We start from the raw sequence: 17590 nt of genomic DNA, 5'->3' as shown, positions 1-17590 counted from the left end.
TGGGTGTTGCTGCTGCCGCTAGACAGCTATCTCTGCATGAATATCAGATTTTTGGCTGGCGTAAATTTGCAAATAAGAACTCCAGCACTACTGAACGGGAAAAAGAATTAGAAGCAGAAGTCGCAAAACTCACAAGGCAGTTGGCGGAACAATCAGAAGAGCTAGAAATAGTAAAAAGGTCGCCACCTGCTTTGCGAAGAATCTAAAGTAAATCTCTATGAATTATGCTTGAACATCTACTGCTTTTCCGTGTTTCACGGATGGCTAAAGTGTTCGGCATATCGCGGAGTGGGTTTTATTACTGGATTTAAAATCGTCATAAATATTGCCTGCGGGAGCAAGCTCGTCAAGCCTTAGACGGATAGGTTAAAGAAGCGTTCGACAACAACAAAGGTAGGGATAGGCGTATTCAAGCAGAATTAGCTGATAATCATAATGTGAAGACTATAGCTAGTAGCATGAAGCGCCAAAGCCTAGTTGCCAAAGCTGCTCGCAAGTTTAAATGTACAACGGACAGTAATCATAGGTTACCTGTTGCTCCTAACTCGTTAGAGCAGGACTTTACTACAACAGCCCCGAACCAGAAGTGGGCGGGAGATATCACCTATTTAGCGACCAGTGAGGGCTGGTTGTACTTGGCGGTAATCATTTACCTTTACTCACGGCAAGTCGTGGGCTGGTCGATGGACACGAAGATGACAGCTACGTTGGTCAGCGATGCTCTTTCGATGGCTTTATTTCGCCGTAGCTTCACTGAGCAAGTGATTGTTCAGAGTGACTGTGGTAGTCAGTACTGCTCTAAAGACTATGGAGAACTGATAAGCGCCTATAAATTAAGGCAATGTATGAGTAAGAAAGGAAACTGCTGGGACAAGGGACAATGCCTGTGTCGAGAGCTTCTTCCATTCCATGAAGCTGGAAGTGATACAATATGAACCAATCATGACAAGAGAAGAAATGCGTTAAACGATCTTCGAATACATTGAGGTTGATTATAATCGGGCGAGAAGGCACAGTGTTCTTGGGTATCTAAGCCCAGTTAACTTTGAAAAGCAAAATGTCGCTTAATGAAGTGTCCAGTCTAGCTGGAGCATTATCTTTGAAAGCGCATTTTAGCACAACGTTTTTCATGATGAGAATTGTCCTAGCCGAGTTTATACTTTCAATGAATAAAACAGTGAACATGCATCGTTTTTTTCGTTCAAGATAAAAATATTTTCACCATGAATGTCATTGTATGTCCTAGTTCTTATTTTTATATTCACTTATGTGCATTTGTTGCGGTCAATCAGGGAACAGCGTCTCAAACTGCTTTGGTACTCCGGTTTTCTGATTTCGATTGACGATATGCTAGTCGTGTCGCTCTTCGAAACAAAAGGAACACCTCATGCAACTCATTCATCATGGTGGAAAACAGACGGTCACTGGTTCGTGTCATGAACTGGTGGTGGATGATCTGGCGATTTTTATCGATTGTGGCATGTTCCAAGGCCAAGATACTCAAGATGTCGAGCCAGATTTTCCCATTGAGCACATTCAAGCGCTCATTCTCACTCATGCCCATATCGACCATATTGGCCGCTTGCCGTGGTTGATTGCTTCAGGTTTCACTGCGCCGATTTATTGCACGCCGGCAACCGCGGAGCTTGTGCCGCTGATGTTGGATGACGCCATGAAGCTGCAATCGGGCTTCTCGCGTGCGCAGCGAGAGGTGGTGTTAGACAAGATTGACCATCTGATTGAACCCATCGATTACGAACAGCCTTTTCGAATTGAATCTGACTCCGGCGTGATGTTGCAGTGTCAGTTTGTGCCTGCGGGGCACATTCTCGGTTCGGCCTATGTTGAAATCCAAATGCCTAACCAAGAAGTGATCGTCTTTTCCGGGGACTTGGGGCCGAGTTGCACGCCGCTGTTGCCAGACCCGGTGCCGCCAATGCATGCTGATTACCTAGTGATCGAAACAACCTATGGCGATACACACCACGATGGCGTGGACGTGCGCGCCAGTAAACTGCGTGAAATCATCGATCGGTCGCTGGCCGATGGCGGCACGATTTTGATCCCGGCCTTCAGCGTCGGCCGCACGCAAGAAGTGTTGTTTGATATCGAGCAGTTGGTGTATGAGCATCAAATCAACGTCGATTTACCGATTTTGCTCGATTCTCCGATGGCACAAAAGGTGACGGAATCGTATCGTCGCTATAAACAGCTGTGGGGTGACGAAGCGAAAGAACGTTTGGCGATGAACCGCCATCCGCTGGCGTTTGAGCAATGTGTGTTGGTTCAGGATTACCGTTCGCACCAAGCATTGGTTAATCGCCTCTCGTCAACCGGCGAAGCGGCGATTGTGGTCGCGGCCTCCGGCATGTGCGAAGGCGGGCGGATTGTGGATTACCTCAAAGCGCTGTTGCCGGATGCCCGCACGGACATCATCTTTGCGGGTTTTCAGGCAGAAGGTACGTTAGGGCGCGCGATTCAGCAGGGTGAGAAAGTGGTCATGATTGAGGGCGAAGCGATCGACGTGAACGCCCAAATTCATGTGATGTCGGGGTATTCCGCGCACGCCGATCAGGATGATCTGCTGGCCTTTGTGGAAGGCATCGATGAAAAGCCGAAACAAGTGCATTTGATTCATGGTGAGCCACAAGCCAAGCAAGCTTTTGCCGAATTACTGCGAGGTAAAGGCTACACCGTCGTTGAATAATTGACCCGAGAAAAAAGCCGCCCCGAGCTGTCGATGGGCGGCTTTTTTAATGCTGACTCAGCACCGATGGACGGGTTAAGGCTGAATTAAACGAAATTCAGATTTAGTCAAAATGGCGTCTTCCAGCGCCGATAAGCCCAGCGTGCTGTAACCGTAGAAGTTGGGCGTTAAGATCCGGCGCAGCGCTTGCGCCGATTGCGTGACGTCTTCGCCCATCATCAGTTCGTCCGTTAACGTGGTGAACTGAGCGCGCTGTTGCTCGGTCAGGCTGGTCTCGAATTCGGAGTAACCACTCACTGACGTGTACAGATTACTGAAATCGCCAGCGGTGTTTTCCTCGATATAGTAGGTGATCATACGCGACAGCGCCGCGCGCAAATCGGTCACACCTTCTTGCGCGCTAAACGGGGTGCTGAGTAAGTCCAGTCCACCGGCCGATTTCGACGTATCGGGCACAAAGCCTTGCGTCGGGAACACCAGATACGCAGCAATGGCCTCATCTTGAATCACCGCAGAGAGCACAAAGCGGCTGTCCTGATAATACTTGATCACATCGCCCGCGCCAGAGCGTTTGATGTAAACCGGCGCGCCGAGATGTTTATCCAACACGCCGGCCGAGGCGCGAACATAAACCGAGTTCAGTTTGTCCTGCGAGGGAATATCCGTGAACTGCGCCAGCGAAAAATCATAGATTTTTTCCAGCGCATCAGTGCTGTCGTTAAAGCTGCCCAGCGCAATGGCAACCAAAGACACCAGCGCAATCAATCGTCCCCATTGTTCTTTGAGAGAACGTTCTTTGAGCGAACGAGATGGCGCTGCGGGTTCTAAAGTGTGTTCGATGTCTGACATGATTATTCTTTCAACTCTTCCAATTTGTCTTTCACCCGATCGGTGCCGTCACTGACGGCTTGTTCAATCTGGTCGAGGGCGTCCTGACCGAGCCAGTCGGTGATGGTGTCTTTGTATTGAACGCCGATGTACACGCCAACGACGATCAACAACAGCGGAATTAAACGCAACATATCGATGCTCACTGTGTGGTTTCAGGCTGATAAAGCGCCAAACGTGATGACACTTTTTTCAGGTAAGTTTTGGTTTCATCGTACGGCAGGTTGTTCATCAGCGTCTGATACACTTGGTCGGGCGTGAGCTGATTGATTTCACTGGCTGCTTTACGAATATTGGTCGAACGGTCGGCGTTGAAGGCCCGTGCCACATTCCCCGCGCCAGTGTTGTAGGCGGCGATGGTGCAGTACAAACGGCTTTGCTTGTCTTCAATACGTTTCAGGTACTTGCTTTGCAAAATATGCAGATAAGCCGTACCGGTTTCGACGTTGACGGGCGGCTGGTAGAGCTCCGACTCCTTCATTGGCGCGTCAATTTTTCTCATCTGACGGTTCACGTCATGTCCAGCGGTCGTCGGGACGATCTGCATCAAACCAAACGCAGGTACATAAGATTTCGCTTCCGGACGAAAGGCCGATTCACTGTGCATGATGGCCATCACCAGCGCTGGATCCACCGACCATTTCTCGCTTTCTTCTAGGGCGAGCGGTTGGTAATGGCTGGCACGTTTTGCCAAGCTGTTGTTGGGCAGGCTGATCTTGTAGCTGATGACTTTTTTCGGTGCGGCGGCCGTGTGTGTGGTCGCTTTTTCGGCCGCTGGCGTTGCCACTGGCTCAGTCACAGTCGCCGCCGGTTGGTCGCTGCTGGTGGACGATGCCACCGGTTGCGCCGCTTGATGCTCGGCAGTTGGCGCGGTGGTTACAGGCACCTTGGCCACGACCGGTTCGACAGGTGCAGGTTTTGCCTTGGACGGTACGACAGCCGGGGTGGGTTCCGCTTGGCGCTCGGTGACAGTCGCGACTTCGTTGCTGGCTGGTGTCTGGTCGACGGGCTGCGCTGCGTGGATTGTGTCTGCCGGCAGCGGTTCGGGTATGCCCAATGCTTTGCGCTGCTGGCGGTATTGATTGCTGATTAGCTCAATGCGCTGTTTTGCTTCATCGATCAGCGCCATTTTTTTCTGGTAGGCCCGTTGATAAATAAAGTCATCCGGCGCGCCAGTATCGGCGGCGATCAAGCGCTCGGCCTGAATGTCGTATTCATTCATCTGCGCGCGCGTTTGGGCCAGCACGAAGTCTTTTTCTTGGTTTTCTTGCTCGCGTGAATAATTCACGGCGTGCTCGGAGACTTGCGCTTGATTAAGGTCGGCGACAGCGCCTTCAGGCAGGTTGAGCTGCTGGGCGGCCAACTGCTGCGCGGTGGCATTGCTGACGGAGGCATCCACCAACACCGACACCGTGGCCGTGTTGTTTTCATAATCGACCACTTGTCTCACCGAATCATCCGCGCTGTATTGCACGTCGGTGGTTTGGTCGGAGATTTGCGCGCTGCCCCATTGATTAATTAAGGCTTGGCGCTGTTGATCTAATTCGCGGGTGTAGTTTTCTCGCCATGCTTCGTACTCGTCGAAGCGTCGATTCACGTAGTCGTGAAATTCTTGTTTGATTTCTTCTGGAGAACGTTTGGCGTTGGCCGTGGCTTGATCCAGCTCGGCAAAGGCATCGTGTGTGGCGGCAAAGCTGGTGCAATAGAAAGAGGAGAGAGAAAGGGCAATGAGCGTTTTTTTGAGTCTGCGCATGAACAATTCCTAGCCGAAATAAAGGCAGGGCAATCGGTAGCCCTGCCTTGTCTGAGTTACATGGATTTCAGTGAGTTCAGCGCGTTAGTCAAGTCTTCCGCGGCTTTCTCGTTGTTGAATTGATTCCATAATTTCGCGTCTTTAGATGCGGCATCCACAACTTGATCGACGTTGGCTTGGAACGTGGCTTTGTCCATGCCCACCAGGACGTACAGGCCACCCGTTGGGCTCACTTGGCTGACGATCAGTTTGCTGTTCGACAGGCTGCGGGTAACCACGTTTTTGGTGACGTTTTCGAATGTTTCCACCACGTTTTCAACGGCGACGTCATTGGTGGTGTTCACCGAGCTTTGAACCGCTTGTTTAAACAGGTTGTTGACGTCGGTTTGAAATTGCGCGGCCAATTGCACGCGTGCTTCGTTGATCGCCACTTTACGCATCACGCCCATGCCTGCGGCACTTTTCTTGGCATAGCCCATTGCGCCAGCTTCCAGATCCGTTGGCATCACATCACAGATCCACGCTGGAGCTTCGGTCGTTGGGGCATCCGGGAAAGTACACTGCGCAAATTGCTGCGCCTGTTCAACGGTTTGTGTGCTGTTACAAGCGGCCAGAGAGAGCGCCATCACGCTCATCAGGAGAGTTTTTTTCATTATGTATTACCTTTAGTTCTGCAGTAGGCATTCTGGGTTCAGCCAGCTACAAGCGTCGTCGGGGACGATTTGTGCCGCATCCCCTTCATGAAGTTTTAGCGCCATTTCTTCGTCGACATTGACCCATGAATATTTCGGTTTAATGCCGTCAGCCGGGTTGTTGAGGACTTCTCCCTGACCCAGTGTGAAGGTTTCTAACTCGCCTTGGGCATTTTTGATGATGGTTGAGAACTTAACCACACTGTTGGGTTGGACGTTTTTATTTGAACCCACGCCGATTTTAACCATTGAGCCTGACTCACATTGACGCAGTTCAAGTGTTGGCGCTTTCGCAGCAAGAAGCATTTTTATGTCATTGTTGTACTCGACGGCTTCGGCTGCGGCTTGACTGGCCAAACTTTGATATCCCGCATGCGAAATTGGACATTTGGAATTATTCATTTCTGAGGAAGAGGTTTTGTCTCCGTGAATGTCGATGCGTTTGACTACAGTCATGTCTGGGAGTGACACCACTTTAACAATAGCGTTTACATCGACCTCAAAGCTGCATTTAGCCGGCACGTGCTTCGTCTTCCCTTTCTTAGTTTTGTAGGAATAGGATTCACGAAATGAAGAAGATAAATCTGCCCCAGTAATTTCTGTCAATACGGCATAGTCTGCAATCGGCACACCCTTGGTGTTGTAACGACCGCTTTGTTCTGCCAGTTTAATTTCACTCTTCAGTTTGTTCGCTAACTTGCGATCCACTAATTGCGTGCCTGTTTCTACAACTTGGCTTTCCAGCGCGTGACGCATTGTTGCTTGCATCTTTTTCTGAGCGCTATCCTTAAAGTCCATATCGACAGGTAACACGATCACTTTGCGGTCTTCACTCGACTTCGCCATGACATCCGCTTTTGCCATCGGGACTGTCGAATCAGGCATACAGACGGGATCAATGGTTGAGACACAGCCGGAAAGGATAACGGACACACCCAGCGCCACTGCGGTTTGTTTTAGCATAATAGACAACTCCATATTGTTTTTTTATTTAATTCCGAGGGAGTTCCATAGCCCTTGAGCGTCGACGATTTCCGCGAAATGACGCTCGGCTCCCTCCTTGGACAGGGAGTAATTGGACACAGAATTCCCGCTAGAAATAATTTCGTTACTCGCGAGGATATTTCCTTTTCGACCTTGGAGTTTGAGGATCGTAATTTGAGTTGAGATATAGGCTTCCCCCACCGTGCTTTGCCGTAACTCTGAGGTCAACTTGAGTGTATGTGTGGCGGCAGCGGTGCGTTTGAAGGTGGTTTTCAAACGTTCATGAGAGAATTTATCGGCCAGCAGTTCAGCGCTCTTCTTGTTTTTGGCTGAAGCGGCAAAGCGAATCACGATCGTCGACTGAACTTCGGCAATGGTGCTGAGCAGCGTATCAACGGCTGGTGCCTTAGGTATGAGGTCCTGATCGAGCGCACGCAGCATGGCTTGACGCACGGCAACCGCATTGCCTTCCGAGGTGCGCTGTCGGTTATTCAACCACCACACCAGCGGGTCTTGATGTTGGCGTTGGTCGAGTTGACGCTGAGCGTTGCGGTTGCTTTGCTCAATATCGGATTGCAATTGGCGGATGATGGTGTCGCGGCTGACTTTGGCCTGAACGTAGTAGGCGATGTCGTTGTGTTCGACTTGTGGGTACTCAATCCCGGTGAACGTGATCGTCGATGTTTTGCTATTGATTTTGTTATCCACAAGCGAGCTGGTGGACGAAAGCTCATTTCGACTTTGATAGACATCGCGTGATGCGAACGATGAATCAATTTGGGTCCAAAGTTGGGCGTTGATTTGGCTGAGCGCAGCTTGTTTGGCCTGATCTAAACTGCGTCCTTCACCGACAGCAGTGATGTATTCCGGTTGATTGGTTGGCGGCGTGCTGTACCAATCGGGTGGTGTGGTTGACTGACAAGCCCATAAAGCCACACTGCATAAGGCGATGATGACTTTGTTATTTATTGATAGCATGGTGTTATTTGATAAGCGCAACTAAACGTAAGTATGAATTTGCATACTATATAGTTATCTATTTAAGATAAATGCGTTTTTTGGGAGAAGATCACATTTATATGAAGGTGATCAGATTTTTGAATGCTTATGCATCCGTGTAAATTACATTTTGCTTAATTAATGTGCGTTTTGACATGCCTCGCAATGTAGGCGACCACGTCTTGTTCAAACCAAGGATTCTTCTTGAGCCACAATGTGTTACGTGGCGATGGGTGGGGGAGCGGCAGGTAATGCGGTGCCCAGCGTTGCCATTGACGCACGGTTTCGGTCAGGGTGGCGGGTTTGTCTTTCAGATAATAGTTTTGTGCATATTGACCGATCAGCAGTGTCATTTGGATGTTCGGCAACTGGGCCAAGACGGATTGATGCCACAGCGGCGCGCACTCTCGACGCGGCGGCAGATCGCCACTTTTGCCTTTGCCCGGATAACACAGCCCCATCGGCATGATGGCGATTTGTTTGGGGTCGTAAAAGGTCTCTTTGTCGATGTCGAGCCAGCGCCGCAAGCGATCGCCGCTCGGATCGTTCCACGGTATTGAGCTTTGGTGCACGCGAATCCCGGGTGCCTGACCAATGATCAAAATCCGCGCCGCTTCGTGCGCTTGAATCACGGGATTGGCACCCAAGGGCAGGGCCGGTTCACACACGCGGCACTGGCGAATGTCGCGTAGCAGATCGTGAAGCATCAGTACCCCTTGCTAAAATCAATGCGGTGATTGAGCTGAAAGCCGTCGCGCCACAGCGCGTAGTTGGCAGAGAATATGTCCACCACTTGCTGCGGAAAACTCAACGCTGCAATGTGCGGCGTGACGGTGATGGCTGGATGTGCCCAAAACGGATGTGTATCGCTGAGTGGCTCGTTGGCAAATACATCCAAAAATGCATGTTGAATATGGCCCGCTTCAATCAGTGGAATCAGTTCGTCTTCGACCAAGGTTTTGCCGCGGCCGACGTTAAACAGCAGGGCTTGCTGACAGTGACTCAAGGTGGTTTTACCCAGTAATCCCAGCGTACTTGGCGTATTGGGCAAGGTGTTGACCACGATATTTGCCTGAGCAAGTGCCGCAGGCAACTCATTGATGTGATACGTCTGGCTGAACGCGCCGTGCTTGGGCGGAATGCCGGAGCTGTTGACGCCAATCACCGTGAAGCCAAACGCCGTCGCCACGTTCGCCAAATGAGCACCGATGGAGCCTGTGCCGAGAATCGTCATCACTTGGCCGTTCAAGGATTGATATTGATGTGGCTGCCACTGCAGGTGGTGTTGCTGCTGTTGATAGCGCGTGAAATGGCGATAGTGACTGATGGTGTAACCGAGCACGTATTCGGCAATCTGTTGGCCAAAAATACCTTTGACGTTGGTCAGTTCATAATCTTGTCGCAAGCCAGGGGCGATCAGCGCATCAACCCCGGCATAGGCCGATTGCAGCCATTCCAAGTGAGGAAACTCATCCAAGCATTGCGCCGCCAGCGGAGGCGCGGCCAGCAGCAAGGTGGCTTGGCTGCGATCGTCGGTGATTGCAAGCTCAGGCAGGTGCAGGGCTTCAATGGCTTCGCGATAGCAGGCGTTGTGCTCCGTTAAAATGTACAGCTGATGAGTGAAATTGTTCATAGATGCGCCTTTTTTCCCCGCTGGTTATCCAGTACACTTCCGCTGTCTTTTTCCGCAACGAATTGAGTGACCATGTTACAGACATCAAATGGGTTACAGAACCCTTTGCAACTTCGCCTTGAGAAGTTTGAACCTTGGCAACAGATTACCTTTATGGCGTGTCTATGTGAACGCATGTATCCGAATTACGCCATGTTCTGTGAACATACCCAATTCGCTGAGCCACGCAGTTACCGTGAAATTCTCGACAGCATTTGGGAATTGATGACGGTGAAAAACGCCAAGATTAACTTTGAGCGTCAATTGGAAAAACTGGAAGAGCTGATCCCGACCTCAGACGAGTTTGACTTGTACGCGGTTTATCCGGCGATTGATGCGTGTGAAGCGCTCGCGACAGCGCTGCATGGCCTGTTGGATCGCGATGATTTGTACGAATCGATGCAGAAAGTCAGCCAGATTTCGGTACAAACCGTCGCGCAATTGGAAGAAGCGCAAACCGGTGAAACCATCACCAATGACAATCAGAAAGAGAACGAAGCCGTGTGCGAAGAGTGGGATGTACAATGGGCCATCTACCGACCACTGCGTGAAGCGATTGAGCGCGATATCGACTTGATCAAAGATTTGCGTCAAGAGCTACGTGACGACTGCATCAGCAACATTGGTGTGTCACTGTAATTGATGGATGCGGGTGGGAGCACGCCTCCTGCCTGCGACGACCTGTCTGTTTTTCCCCTCTCGGCCTGCCTGCGGCCAATATTGTTATAAATTGTTAGCTGCCACAGCACGATACCCCATAATGCGTTAGGATGCGTATCACGTAGTCCAAAATGCAGGAGTAAAGGATGTTGCAGTCTTTGGAGACTTGGCTGGGCCAGTTTGGCATCGAAATGTCTCAGTTTATTAAGTTGTCAGAAGCGTTAGGTTTGATCGTGCTGATCGCGGTGGCGGTGCACATTGTACTCCATCGAGGCGTGGTCGCGTGGCTGAAACGTCGCGCAGAAAAATCCGATGCAGTTTGGCGTCACGCGCTGTTTGCGGGCAAATTGTTTAGCCGCATCGCACTGGTGATTCAGGGTCTCTTGATTGGTGTGCAAACCAACCTATGGCTGGCACCGGAGAGCGTGATTCGCGATTGGATTCTGACGCTGGTAGCACTGTGGATTGTGCTGTTTGCGTTGCTCGCCTTGTATTCGCTGCTGGATGTGGCGGACACACTGCTCTCGCGCACGCCATTGGGCCGCAACATGCCGATTCGCGGCATTGTACAGAGCTTGAAAATCGTCTTCTTTGTCATCGCGGCGCTGCTGACCACGTCGATTTTAGTGGGTAAATCGCCGGTTATTCTGCTCAGCGGACTTGGCGCACTGACCGCGGTCATCATGTTGGTGTTTAAAGATCCCATCCTTGGGTTGGTGGCTGGGATTCAGTTGTCAGCCAATAAAATGCTCAGCGTGGGCGATTGGTTGGAAATGCCCAAATATGGCGCCGATGGTGATGTGATTGACATCAGTTTGACCACCGTGAAAGTACAAAACTGGGACAAAACCATCACCACGATTCCAACTTACGCGCTGATTTCCGATTCGTTTAAGAACTGGAAAGGCATGCAGGATTCGGGCGGCCGCCGCATCAAACGCAGTGTGTTGATTGACGCCACCAGTGTGCACTTTTTATCGCAGCAGGATATTGAGTATTTGACGCGCGCGAAACTGTTGGAGCCGTACATCAAAACCAAGTTGGAAGAGATCACGCAGCACAACCACAGTCAGCAGTTTGACGAGGAATGCTTAATCAATGGGCGTCGCCTGACCAATTTGGGCAGCTTCCGCGCTTATCTGGAACGCTACCTGCGTGCGCATCCTGATATTCATCAAGGCATGACGTTGATGGTGCGACAGTTAGCGCCGACGCATGAAGGCATTTCACTGGAGTTGTACTGTTTTACCAACACCACCGCGTGGGTGGATTATGAGCGCATTCAGTCGGACATTTTTGATCATCTGTATGCGGTGTTGCCGGACTTTGGGTTACGGGCGGCGCAAGCGCCAACCGGGCATGATTTCCGCCATTTGCACGTCACGTCGTAAATACAACAACGCCCCTTATTTTTCGGGGCGTTTTTTTGGCAGTGGGTTATTTGCGGCTGTCGAGCGGCGCGTCCTCTTCTTCGTCGCGGCTTTCAATCACGCCGTGCTCGCGTTTCCAGCTTTCCCAGCGTTCGGTCGCGAGCTTTTGCATGTCGGTGGTGCGGTCCGCTTCGTCGATGATCTCTTCGCCAAGCAGATGTTCAAACACATCTTCTAGCGTCAACAATCCTTGCACGGTGCCGTATTCATCCACCACTAAGGACAGCTGCAGGCGGTTTTTCATCATCTGAGCAAAAGCTTTGGGGAGCGTTTGGGTGTTGAGCAACACGTGAATCGGGCGCATCACCATGCCCAGTTGTTTGTCACCAAAGCCGCTTTGTTGCAACTTAAATAGTTCAAGGCGATGGACAAAGCCGATGATGTCGTCGATGTCTTCGCTGTACACCAGCGGGCGCGAGAACGGTGTGTCGCTGTGCTGGGAGAGAAATTCGTTGATGGTTAACGCGGCATTGACGCGAAACAGCACGGTACGCGGCGTCATCACTTGCGTGACCGGCACATCGCTGATGCTCAGCAGGTTGTTGAGAATCTTTGATTCTCCTTCTGCCAGTTCTCCGCTTTCGTTGGCGAGCAGCGCCATGGCCGACAGTTCATCGCGCATGCGTGGCACTTCAATGTTGCGCGCCAAGCGTTTGGTGATTTGCTGCGAGAACCAGACAAACGGCGTCAGACACCACACCATCCAATCGAGGATCACCGCACTGGCTGGTGCCAGTTGGCGCCAGTATGCCGCGCCAATGGTTTTGGGCACAATTTCAGATAGCACCAGAATGCCCAGCGTCAACACGGCTGAGAACACGCCGAGCCATTGGCTGCCAAAGACAACGGCGGCTTGTGCGCCTGCGCTCGCCGCACCAATGGTGTGGGCGATGGTATTTAAGGTGAGGATCGACGCCAGCGGGCGGTCAATGTCGCCTTTGAGTCGAGCCAGTTTTTCAGCGGACGGATGCGCTTGTTGGCGCAACTGCGCCAGATAGCTGGGCGTTAGGCTGAGTAAAACGGCTTCAAGCACAGAACAAATAAACGATACGCTAATCGCCACAGTGACGTATATCGTAAGCAAAAGCATGCGGGTTCCTTAATGGTTATACCTATCATGGCCCCCGAATGGGGATGTGTGACATTCGGGGGAGCAGCGTGGTCGTGTTTGCAAAACTGCCACGCTGATGGGCTGCATTTTAACAGCAAAAAAACGTGCTGTTGATGTTAAGTGTCCGTATTGATTGTGACGTTTCTTAATTCCGAAACACCTTGATACATCAGGCGTAGCGGGGCTTCGCCAACAATCTGGGATGCCATTTTGCGTGATAATTCCGTCAGGCGCTTGGCACAATCCGTAACAAATTGTGAGTTATTACTCATATTATGGTTAAAAGTACGTCAGAGAGGCACAAGTTACGCGACAAACCTTTGCCAGACGGGGCATTTATGCTTTAGAGTGAACTGAATTCGATAACCTATGAGAAGGGAAACCTAATGAACAAGACCCAATTAATCGACTTTATCGCAGAGAAAGCAGACCTATCTAAAGCTCAGGCTAAAGCTGCTCTTGAAGCTACTCTTGGCGCGGTTGAAGGCGCACTGAAAGAGGGTGACCAAGTTCAACTAATTGGTTTTGGTACATTCAAAGTAAATCACCGTGCAGCGCGTACAGGTCGTAACCCAAAAACTGGCGAAGAGATCAAAATCGCAGCAGCAAACGTACCTGCATTCGTTGCAGGTAAAGCACTGAAAGATTCAGTGAAGTAATTGATGTAACGCCGAGATGTCTGTCTCGGCGTTTTTCCCTCTATGAAAAAAATTCTGTTTCCTTTATTGGCATTGGGCGTATTGGCCGGATGCTCCTCTTCTCTCCCAACACCTAACCTCGAACAAATCAGTGACTACACCGGGGGACAAAGTATGGGGGACGCGACCAGTTTCTATTGGTATACCGAACGTCAAAACCAACCCAGCAGTGCGGCAGATTATGTGTCGTCTGAGCGTTTTGGTTGGTACACGTCCAGTTATCGTTGGGATGAAGGCCAAGTGCGTGAAGTCGTGCGCGAAGGCGTTCAACCGAAAAATAAGGTCTTGGTACCTTATCGTGTGCAACTGCGTTTCAACAAAGACGGTGAAGCGGTGTATCAGCAATACCGTGTCGACGGCAAAGTGTTGCCCCTCAACCAAGATCAGTTATCGCATTATCAGCAGCAGGCAAACGCACTCGCCGAGATGACTAAATCTCAGGATGCACAAGGGTTGGAATTGATCCAAGGTGTGTGGGATGGTGAGGTGTTTGAAACCTGTACCGGGCGAGAATATCGCCGAATTGAATTTAATCAGACGCTGCCCAATTTTGTGGTCAACCGACTGTCATCGCTCGACAGCTATGTCGCGTTTCTGGGTAAAATCCGCAACGACAAAGTGTATGTCGAAGAGCTGCTGATGCTGGCGGATGATAACCACGACTGCATTCGGCGTCCGAATCTGATTAGCGATTAATCGCGTGCTCATTTGAGCAGACACCCCGAATAGAAAAAAGGCGCCTTACGGCGCCTTTTTGCGAATCAACGATGGACGTTATTGGTTTTCCTGCTCGCGAGCAATCGCGCGGTAACCGATGTCGTTGCGGTGGAACATGCCATGCCAGCTGATCTGTTTTGCCAGTTCGTACGCACGTTGCTGCGCTTCTGACACGGTATTGCCGAGCGCGGTCGCACACAGCACGCGGCCGCCGTTTGTGACGACGTGGCCATCTTTGTCGGTGGTGCCCGCGTGGAACACTTTCTGACCTTCCACTTCCGTGGTTGGCAGGCCGGAAATGATGTCGCCTTTGGCGTAATCACCCGGGTAGCCACCCGCAGCCAGCACGATACCGATGGACGCGCGTGGATCCCATTTCGATTCCACTTGGTCCAGTTTGCCATCAATCGCTGCCAGACACAGTTCCACCAGATCAGATTGCATACGCATCATGATCGGCTGGGTTTCTGGGTCACCAAAGCGGCAGTTGTATTCAATCACTTTAGGCGCGCCAGTGCTGTCGATCATCAGGCCGGCATACAAGAAACCTGTGTATGGATTGCCTTCGGCCGCCATGCCACGCACGGTTGGGTAAATCACTTCCTGCATCACGCGATCGTGGATGGCTTGGGTCACCACAGGTGCTGGTGAGTAAGCGCCCATGCCGCCGGTGTTCGGGCCAGTATCTTGGTCGCCGACACGTTTGTGGTCTTGGCTGGTGGCCATTGGCAGCACGTTTTCGCCATCGACCATCACGATGAAGCTGGCTTCTTCGCCATCGAGGAACTCTTCCACCACAACACGGCTGCCCGCATCACCAAACGCGTTGCCCGCCAGCATGTCTTTGATAGCGTCTTCCGCTTCTTCCAGCGTCATGGCGACAATCACGCCTTTGCCCGCAGCGAGGCCGTCGGCTTTGACGACGATCGGCGCACCTTGTTCACGCACATAAGCCAGCGCTGGCTCAATTTCAGTGAAGTTGGCATAAGCGGCGGTTGGAATGTTATGGCGCGCCAGAAAATCTTTGGTGAACGCTTTTGAGCCTTCTAATTGCGCGGCAGCTTGCGTTGGGCCAAAGATTGGCAGGCCAGCGGCGCGGAATGCATCCACCACGCCAATGACCAGCGGCGCTTCAGGGCCAACGATCGTCAGCTCAATCGCGTTGTTCTGTGCAAAGGCAACTAGGCCCGCGACATCTTCAACTGCGATATCGACGTTTTGCAGCTTCGCTTCCAGCGCGGTGCCCGCGTTCCCCGGAGCGATAAATACGGTTTCAACCGCAGGGTTTTGCGCGACTTTCCAGCCTAGCGCGTGCTCGCGACCGCCAGAACCAATAATTAAAACTCGCATAAATGAATTCCTTAATTTTAAATTCGGATCTTTGCATCATGGGGAGCGCGACCACGCTGGCTGGCTCCCCTGTGACGGCTCGAAGCTTTAGTGACGGAAGTGACGCATACCGGTGAAGATCATCGCCATGCCGTGCTCGTCCGCAGCGGCAATGACTTCTTCATCACGCATGGAACCACCCGGTTGAATCACGCATTTGATGCCCGCTTCGGCGGCAGCATCAATGCCATCGCGGAATGGGAAGAATGCATCGGATGCCATCACGCTGCCAGCCACTTCCAGATCTTCGTCGGCCGCTTTAATACCCGCAATTTTGGCGGAGTAGACGCGGCTCATTTGGCCTGCGCCAACACCGATGGTCATATCGCCTTTGGCGTACACAATCGCGTTTGATTTGACGTATTTCGCGACTTTCCAGCAGAACAGCGCATCTTTCAGCTCTTCTTCGGTCGGTTGACGTTGAGAAACCACTTTCAGGTCGCTCAGTGTCACCATGCCTTGATCGCGGTCTTGAACCAGCAGGCCACCATTGACGCGTTTCACATCAAAACCAGTGGTCTTGCTGTGCCATTCGCCACATTCCAGCAGGCGCACGTTTTTCTTCGCAGCCACTACGTCAATCGCTTCAGCAGAGACGCTTGGGGCGATGATCACTTCAACAAACTGGCGTTCGACAATGGCTGTGGCCGTTGCTGCATCGAGTTCGCGGTTAAACGCGATGATGCCGCCGAATGCGGAGGTTGGATCGGTTTGGTAGGCGCGGTTGTACGCTTCCAGAATGTCGCCGCCCAGTGCCACACCACATGGGTTGGCGTGTTTGACGATCACACATGCTGGTTCTGCGAACTCTTTGACACATTCCAGCGCCGCATCAGTATCGGCGATGTTGTTGTAAGACAGGGCTTTCCCCTGAATCTGACGTGCGGTAGACACCGACGCTTCTTCTGGGTTTGCTTCGACGTAGAACGCGGCGTCTTGATGGCTGTTTTCGCCGTAACGCATGTCTTGTTTCTTGATGAACTGTTGGTTGAAGGTGCGTGGGAATTTTGATGCCTCATCGCCTTCTTTGTTCTCGCCGTAGCTCGGAACCATGGTGCCGAAGTAGTTGGCAATCATGCCGTCGTAAGCCGCGGTGTGTTCAAACGCAGCAATGGCGAGGTCAAAACGCGTGTCCAGCGTCAGTGATTTTTCGTTTGCATCCATTTCGGTGATCACGCGGTCGTAATCGCTCGCGTTCACGATGATGGTCACATCTTTGTGGTTTTTCGCCGCAGAGCGCACCATGGTCGGGCCGCCGATATCGATGTTTTCCACCGCGTCAGCCAGTGTGCAGTTCGGGTTCGCTACAGTTTGCGCGAATGGGTAAAGGTTCACTACCACCATGTCGATTGGGTTAATGGCGTGCGTGTTCATGACCTCGTCGTCCTGACCACGACGGCCAAGAATGCCACCATGAACTTTCGGGTGCAGCGTTTTCACGCGCCCGTCCATCATTTCTGGGAAACCGGTGTAGTCAGAGACTTCAGTTACTGCAATGCCTTGCTCGGCAAGTAGGCGAGCGGTACCACCAGTAGACAGGATGTCGACACCGCGCTCAGAGAGCGCTTTTGCAAACTCAACAATGCCAGTTTTATCTGATACGCTGATGAGTGCACGGCGAATTGGACGAGCGTTATTCATGCTTCCATTTTCCTTAAATTCACGGAGTTAATGACGAAAGATGTTTGCCAAAATTGTTCATGAGGGATAGCGCTGCATCACCCCTTGGTCAGTTTTGGTAAAGACCTTTTTCTCCAAGAGTTCGGATGGCGCGTATTCTAACCAATTTATTACAAAAGATCTCGCGCAATCGTTTGGCATTGGGAAAATAATAGCTAAAAACAGGTTTTTCAAGCGAAAAAAGTAACCAAAGAGTAAATAGGTGCAGTT

Annotated in this window: 17 protein-coding genes and 1 pseudogene; 6 read left to right on the top strand and 12 right to left on the bottom strand. The window is 51.4% G+C overall.

The window, feature by feature from the left end; all coding sequences use genetic code 11:
* Both ACF8PK_RS10130 and ACF8PK_RS10125 read left to right on the top strand, forming a co-directional pair.
* A pseudogene (locus ACF8PK_RS10130) lies at nucleotides 1-1068 on the top strand (IS3 family transposase); the annotation flags it as partial.
* Between the two features lie 319 nt (nucleotides 1069-1387).
* Nucleotides 1388-2707, top strand: a complete 1320-nt coding sequence (locus ACF8PK_RS10125; RefSeq protein WP_014204014.1) for an MBL fold metallo-hydrolase RNA specificity domain-containing protein — start codon at nucleotides 1388-1390, stop codon at nucleotides 2705-2707.
* A gap of 75 nt (nucleotides 2708-2782) precedes the next feature.
* On the opposite strand, the gene ACF8PK_RS10120 is transcribed toward ACF8PK_RS10125, so the two are convergent.
* The 8 genes from ACF8PK_RS10120 to ACF8PK_RS10085 form a co-directional block, all read right to left on the bottom strand.
* Nucleotides 2783-3556, bottom strand: coding sequence for an ETEC_3214 domain-containing protein (locus ACF8PK_RS10120; protein ID WP_392441126.1), 774 nt, complete (start codon nucleotides 3554-3556; stop codon nucleotides 2783-2785).
* 2 nt (nucleotides 3557-3558) lie between these two features.
* Nucleotides 3559-3729 carry a hypothetical protein gene (locus ACF8PK_RS10115; protein WP_014204012.1) on the bottom strand — a complete coding sequence of 57 codons (171 nt, stop codon included), beginning with the start codon at nucleotides 3727-3729 and terminating at the stop codon, nucleotides 3559-3561.
* Between the two features lie 8 nt (nucleotides 3730-3737).
* On the bottom strand, nucleotides 3738-5348 hold the full coding sequence (locus ACF8PK_RS10110) for a transglycosylase SLT domain-containing protein (protein ID WP_392441123.1): 1611 nt from the start codon (nucleotides 5346-5348) through the stop codon (nucleotides 3738-3740).
* Between the two features lie 56 nt (nucleotides 5349-5404).
* Nucleotides 5405-6001 carry an LPP20 family lipoprotein gene (locus ACF8PK_RS10105; protein WP_004728316.1) on the bottom strand — a complete coding sequence of 199 codons (597 nt, stop codon included), beginning with the start codon at nucleotides 5999-6001 and terminating at the stop codon, nucleotides 5405-5407.
* Between the two features lie 12 nt (nucleotides 6002-6013).
* The gene (locus ACF8PK_RS10100; RefSeq protein WP_014204009.1) at nucleotides 6014-7003 is read right to left on the bottom strand and encodes a hypothetical protein; all 990 of its coding nucleotides are present in this window, start codon (nucleotides 7001-7003) and stop codon (nucleotides 6014-6016) included.
* A 24-nt stretch (nucleotides 7004-7027) separates the two neighbouring features.
* On the bottom strand, nucleotides 7028-8002 hold the full coding sequence (locus ACF8PK_RS10095) for an LPP20 family lipoprotein (RefSeq protein WP_222783577.1): 975 nt from the start codon (nucleotides 8000-8002) through the stop codon (nucleotides 7028-7030).
* 155 nt (nucleotides 8003-8157) lie between these two features.
* A complete protein-coding gene (locus ACF8PK_RS10090) occupies nucleotides 8158-8730 on the bottom strand; it encodes a uracil-DNA glycosylase family protein (RefSeq protein WP_014204007.1) in 573 nt (190 codons plus the stop codon).
* Nucleotides 8730-9656 carry a D-2-hydroxyacid dehydrogenase gene (locus ACF8PK_RS10085; protein ID WP_392441119.1) on the bottom strand — a complete coding sequence of 309 codons (927 nt, stop codon included), beginning with the start codon at nucleotides 9654-9656 and terminating at the stop codon, nucleotides 8730-8732. Before ACF8PK_RS10085 ends, ACF8PK_RS10090 begins: the two co-directional genes overlap by 1 nt.
* A 72-nt stretch (nucleotides 9657-9728) precedes the next feature.
* Here ACF8PK_RS10085 and ACF8PK_RS10080 point away from each other — a divergent pair, with 72 nt between their 5' ends.
* Nucleotides 9729-10334, top strand: a complete 606-nt coding sequence (locus tag ACF8PK_RS10080; protein WP_038152521.1) for a YjaG family protein — start codon at nucleotides 9729-9731, stop codon at nucleotides 10332-10334.
* 167 nt (nucleotides 10335-10501) lie between these two features.
* Nucleotides 10502-11746: a mechanosensitive ion channel family protein gene (locus tag ACF8PK_RS10075; RefSeq protein WP_004728322.1), complete on the top strand. Its 1245-nt coding sequence runs from the start codon at nucleotides 10502-10504 to the stop codon at nucleotides 11744-11746.
* A 46-nt stretch (nucleotides 11747-11792) separates the two neighbouring features.
* Here the strand turns inward: ACF8PK_RS10075 and ACF8PK_RS10070 are convergent, their stop codons facing one another.
* The gene (locus ACF8PK_RS10070; protein WP_004728323.1) at nucleotides 11793-12875 is read right to left on the bottom strand and encodes a CNNM domain-containing protein; all 1083 of its coding nucleotides are present in this window, start codon (nucleotides 12873-12875) and stop codon (nucleotides 11793-11795) included.
* A gap of 407 nt (nucleotides 12876-13282) precedes the next feature.
* Between ACF8PK_RS10070 and hupA the strand changes: the two genes are divergently transcribed.
* Nucleotides 13283-13555 (top strand): nucleoid-associated protein HU-alpha, encoded by a 273-nt coding sequence (gene hupA, locus ACF8PK_RS10065; protein WP_004728324.1) that lies wholly within the window; start codon nucleotides 13283-13285, stop codon nucleotides 13553-13555.
* A 42-nt stretch (nucleotides 13556-13597) separates the two neighbouring features.
* A complete protein-coding gene (locus tag ACF8PK_RS10060; protein WP_038152523.1) occupies nucleotides 13598-14290 on the top strand; it encodes a DUF1481 domain-containing protein in 693 nt (230 codons plus the stop codon).
* Nucleotides 14291-14368: 78 nt separating this feature from the next.
* On the opposite strand, the gene purD is transcribed toward ACF8PK_RS10060, so the two are convergent.
* The 3 genes from purD to ACF8PK_RS10045 form a co-directional block, all read right to left on the bottom strand.
* Nucleotides 14369-15661, bottom strand: a complete 1293-nt coding sequence (gene purD / locus ACF8PK_RS10055; RefSeq protein ID WP_004728326.1) for a phosphoribosylamine--glycine ligase — start codon at nucleotides 15659-15661, stop codon at nucleotides 14369-14371.
* Nucleotides 15662-15748: 87 nt separating this feature from the next.
* Nucleotides 15749-17341, bottom strand: coding sequence for a bifunctional phosphoribosylaminoimidazolecarboxamide formyltransferase/IMP cyclohydrolase (purH, locus tag ACF8PK_RS10050; protein WP_392441114.1), 1593 nt, complete (start codon nucleotides 17339-17341; stop codon nucleotides 15749-15751).
* Nucleotides 17342-17429: 88 nt separating this feature from the next.
* Entirely contained in the window at nucleotides 17430-17588 is a 159-nt protein-coding gene (locus ACF8PK_RS10045; RefSeq protein WP_081454175.1) for a phosphoribosylamine--glycine ligase, read from the bottom strand.
* Nucleotides 17589-17590: the final 2 nt, after the last annotated feature.

The organism is Vibrio sp. CJQ_6 (assembly GCF_043106745.1).
Lineage (GTDB): Bacteria > Pseudomonadota > Gammaproteobacteria > Enterobacterales > Vibrionaceae > Vibrio > Vibrio furnissii.
Note: the sequence above shows the minus strand (reverse complement) of the source record. Positions and strands in the feature narration are given on the sequence as shown.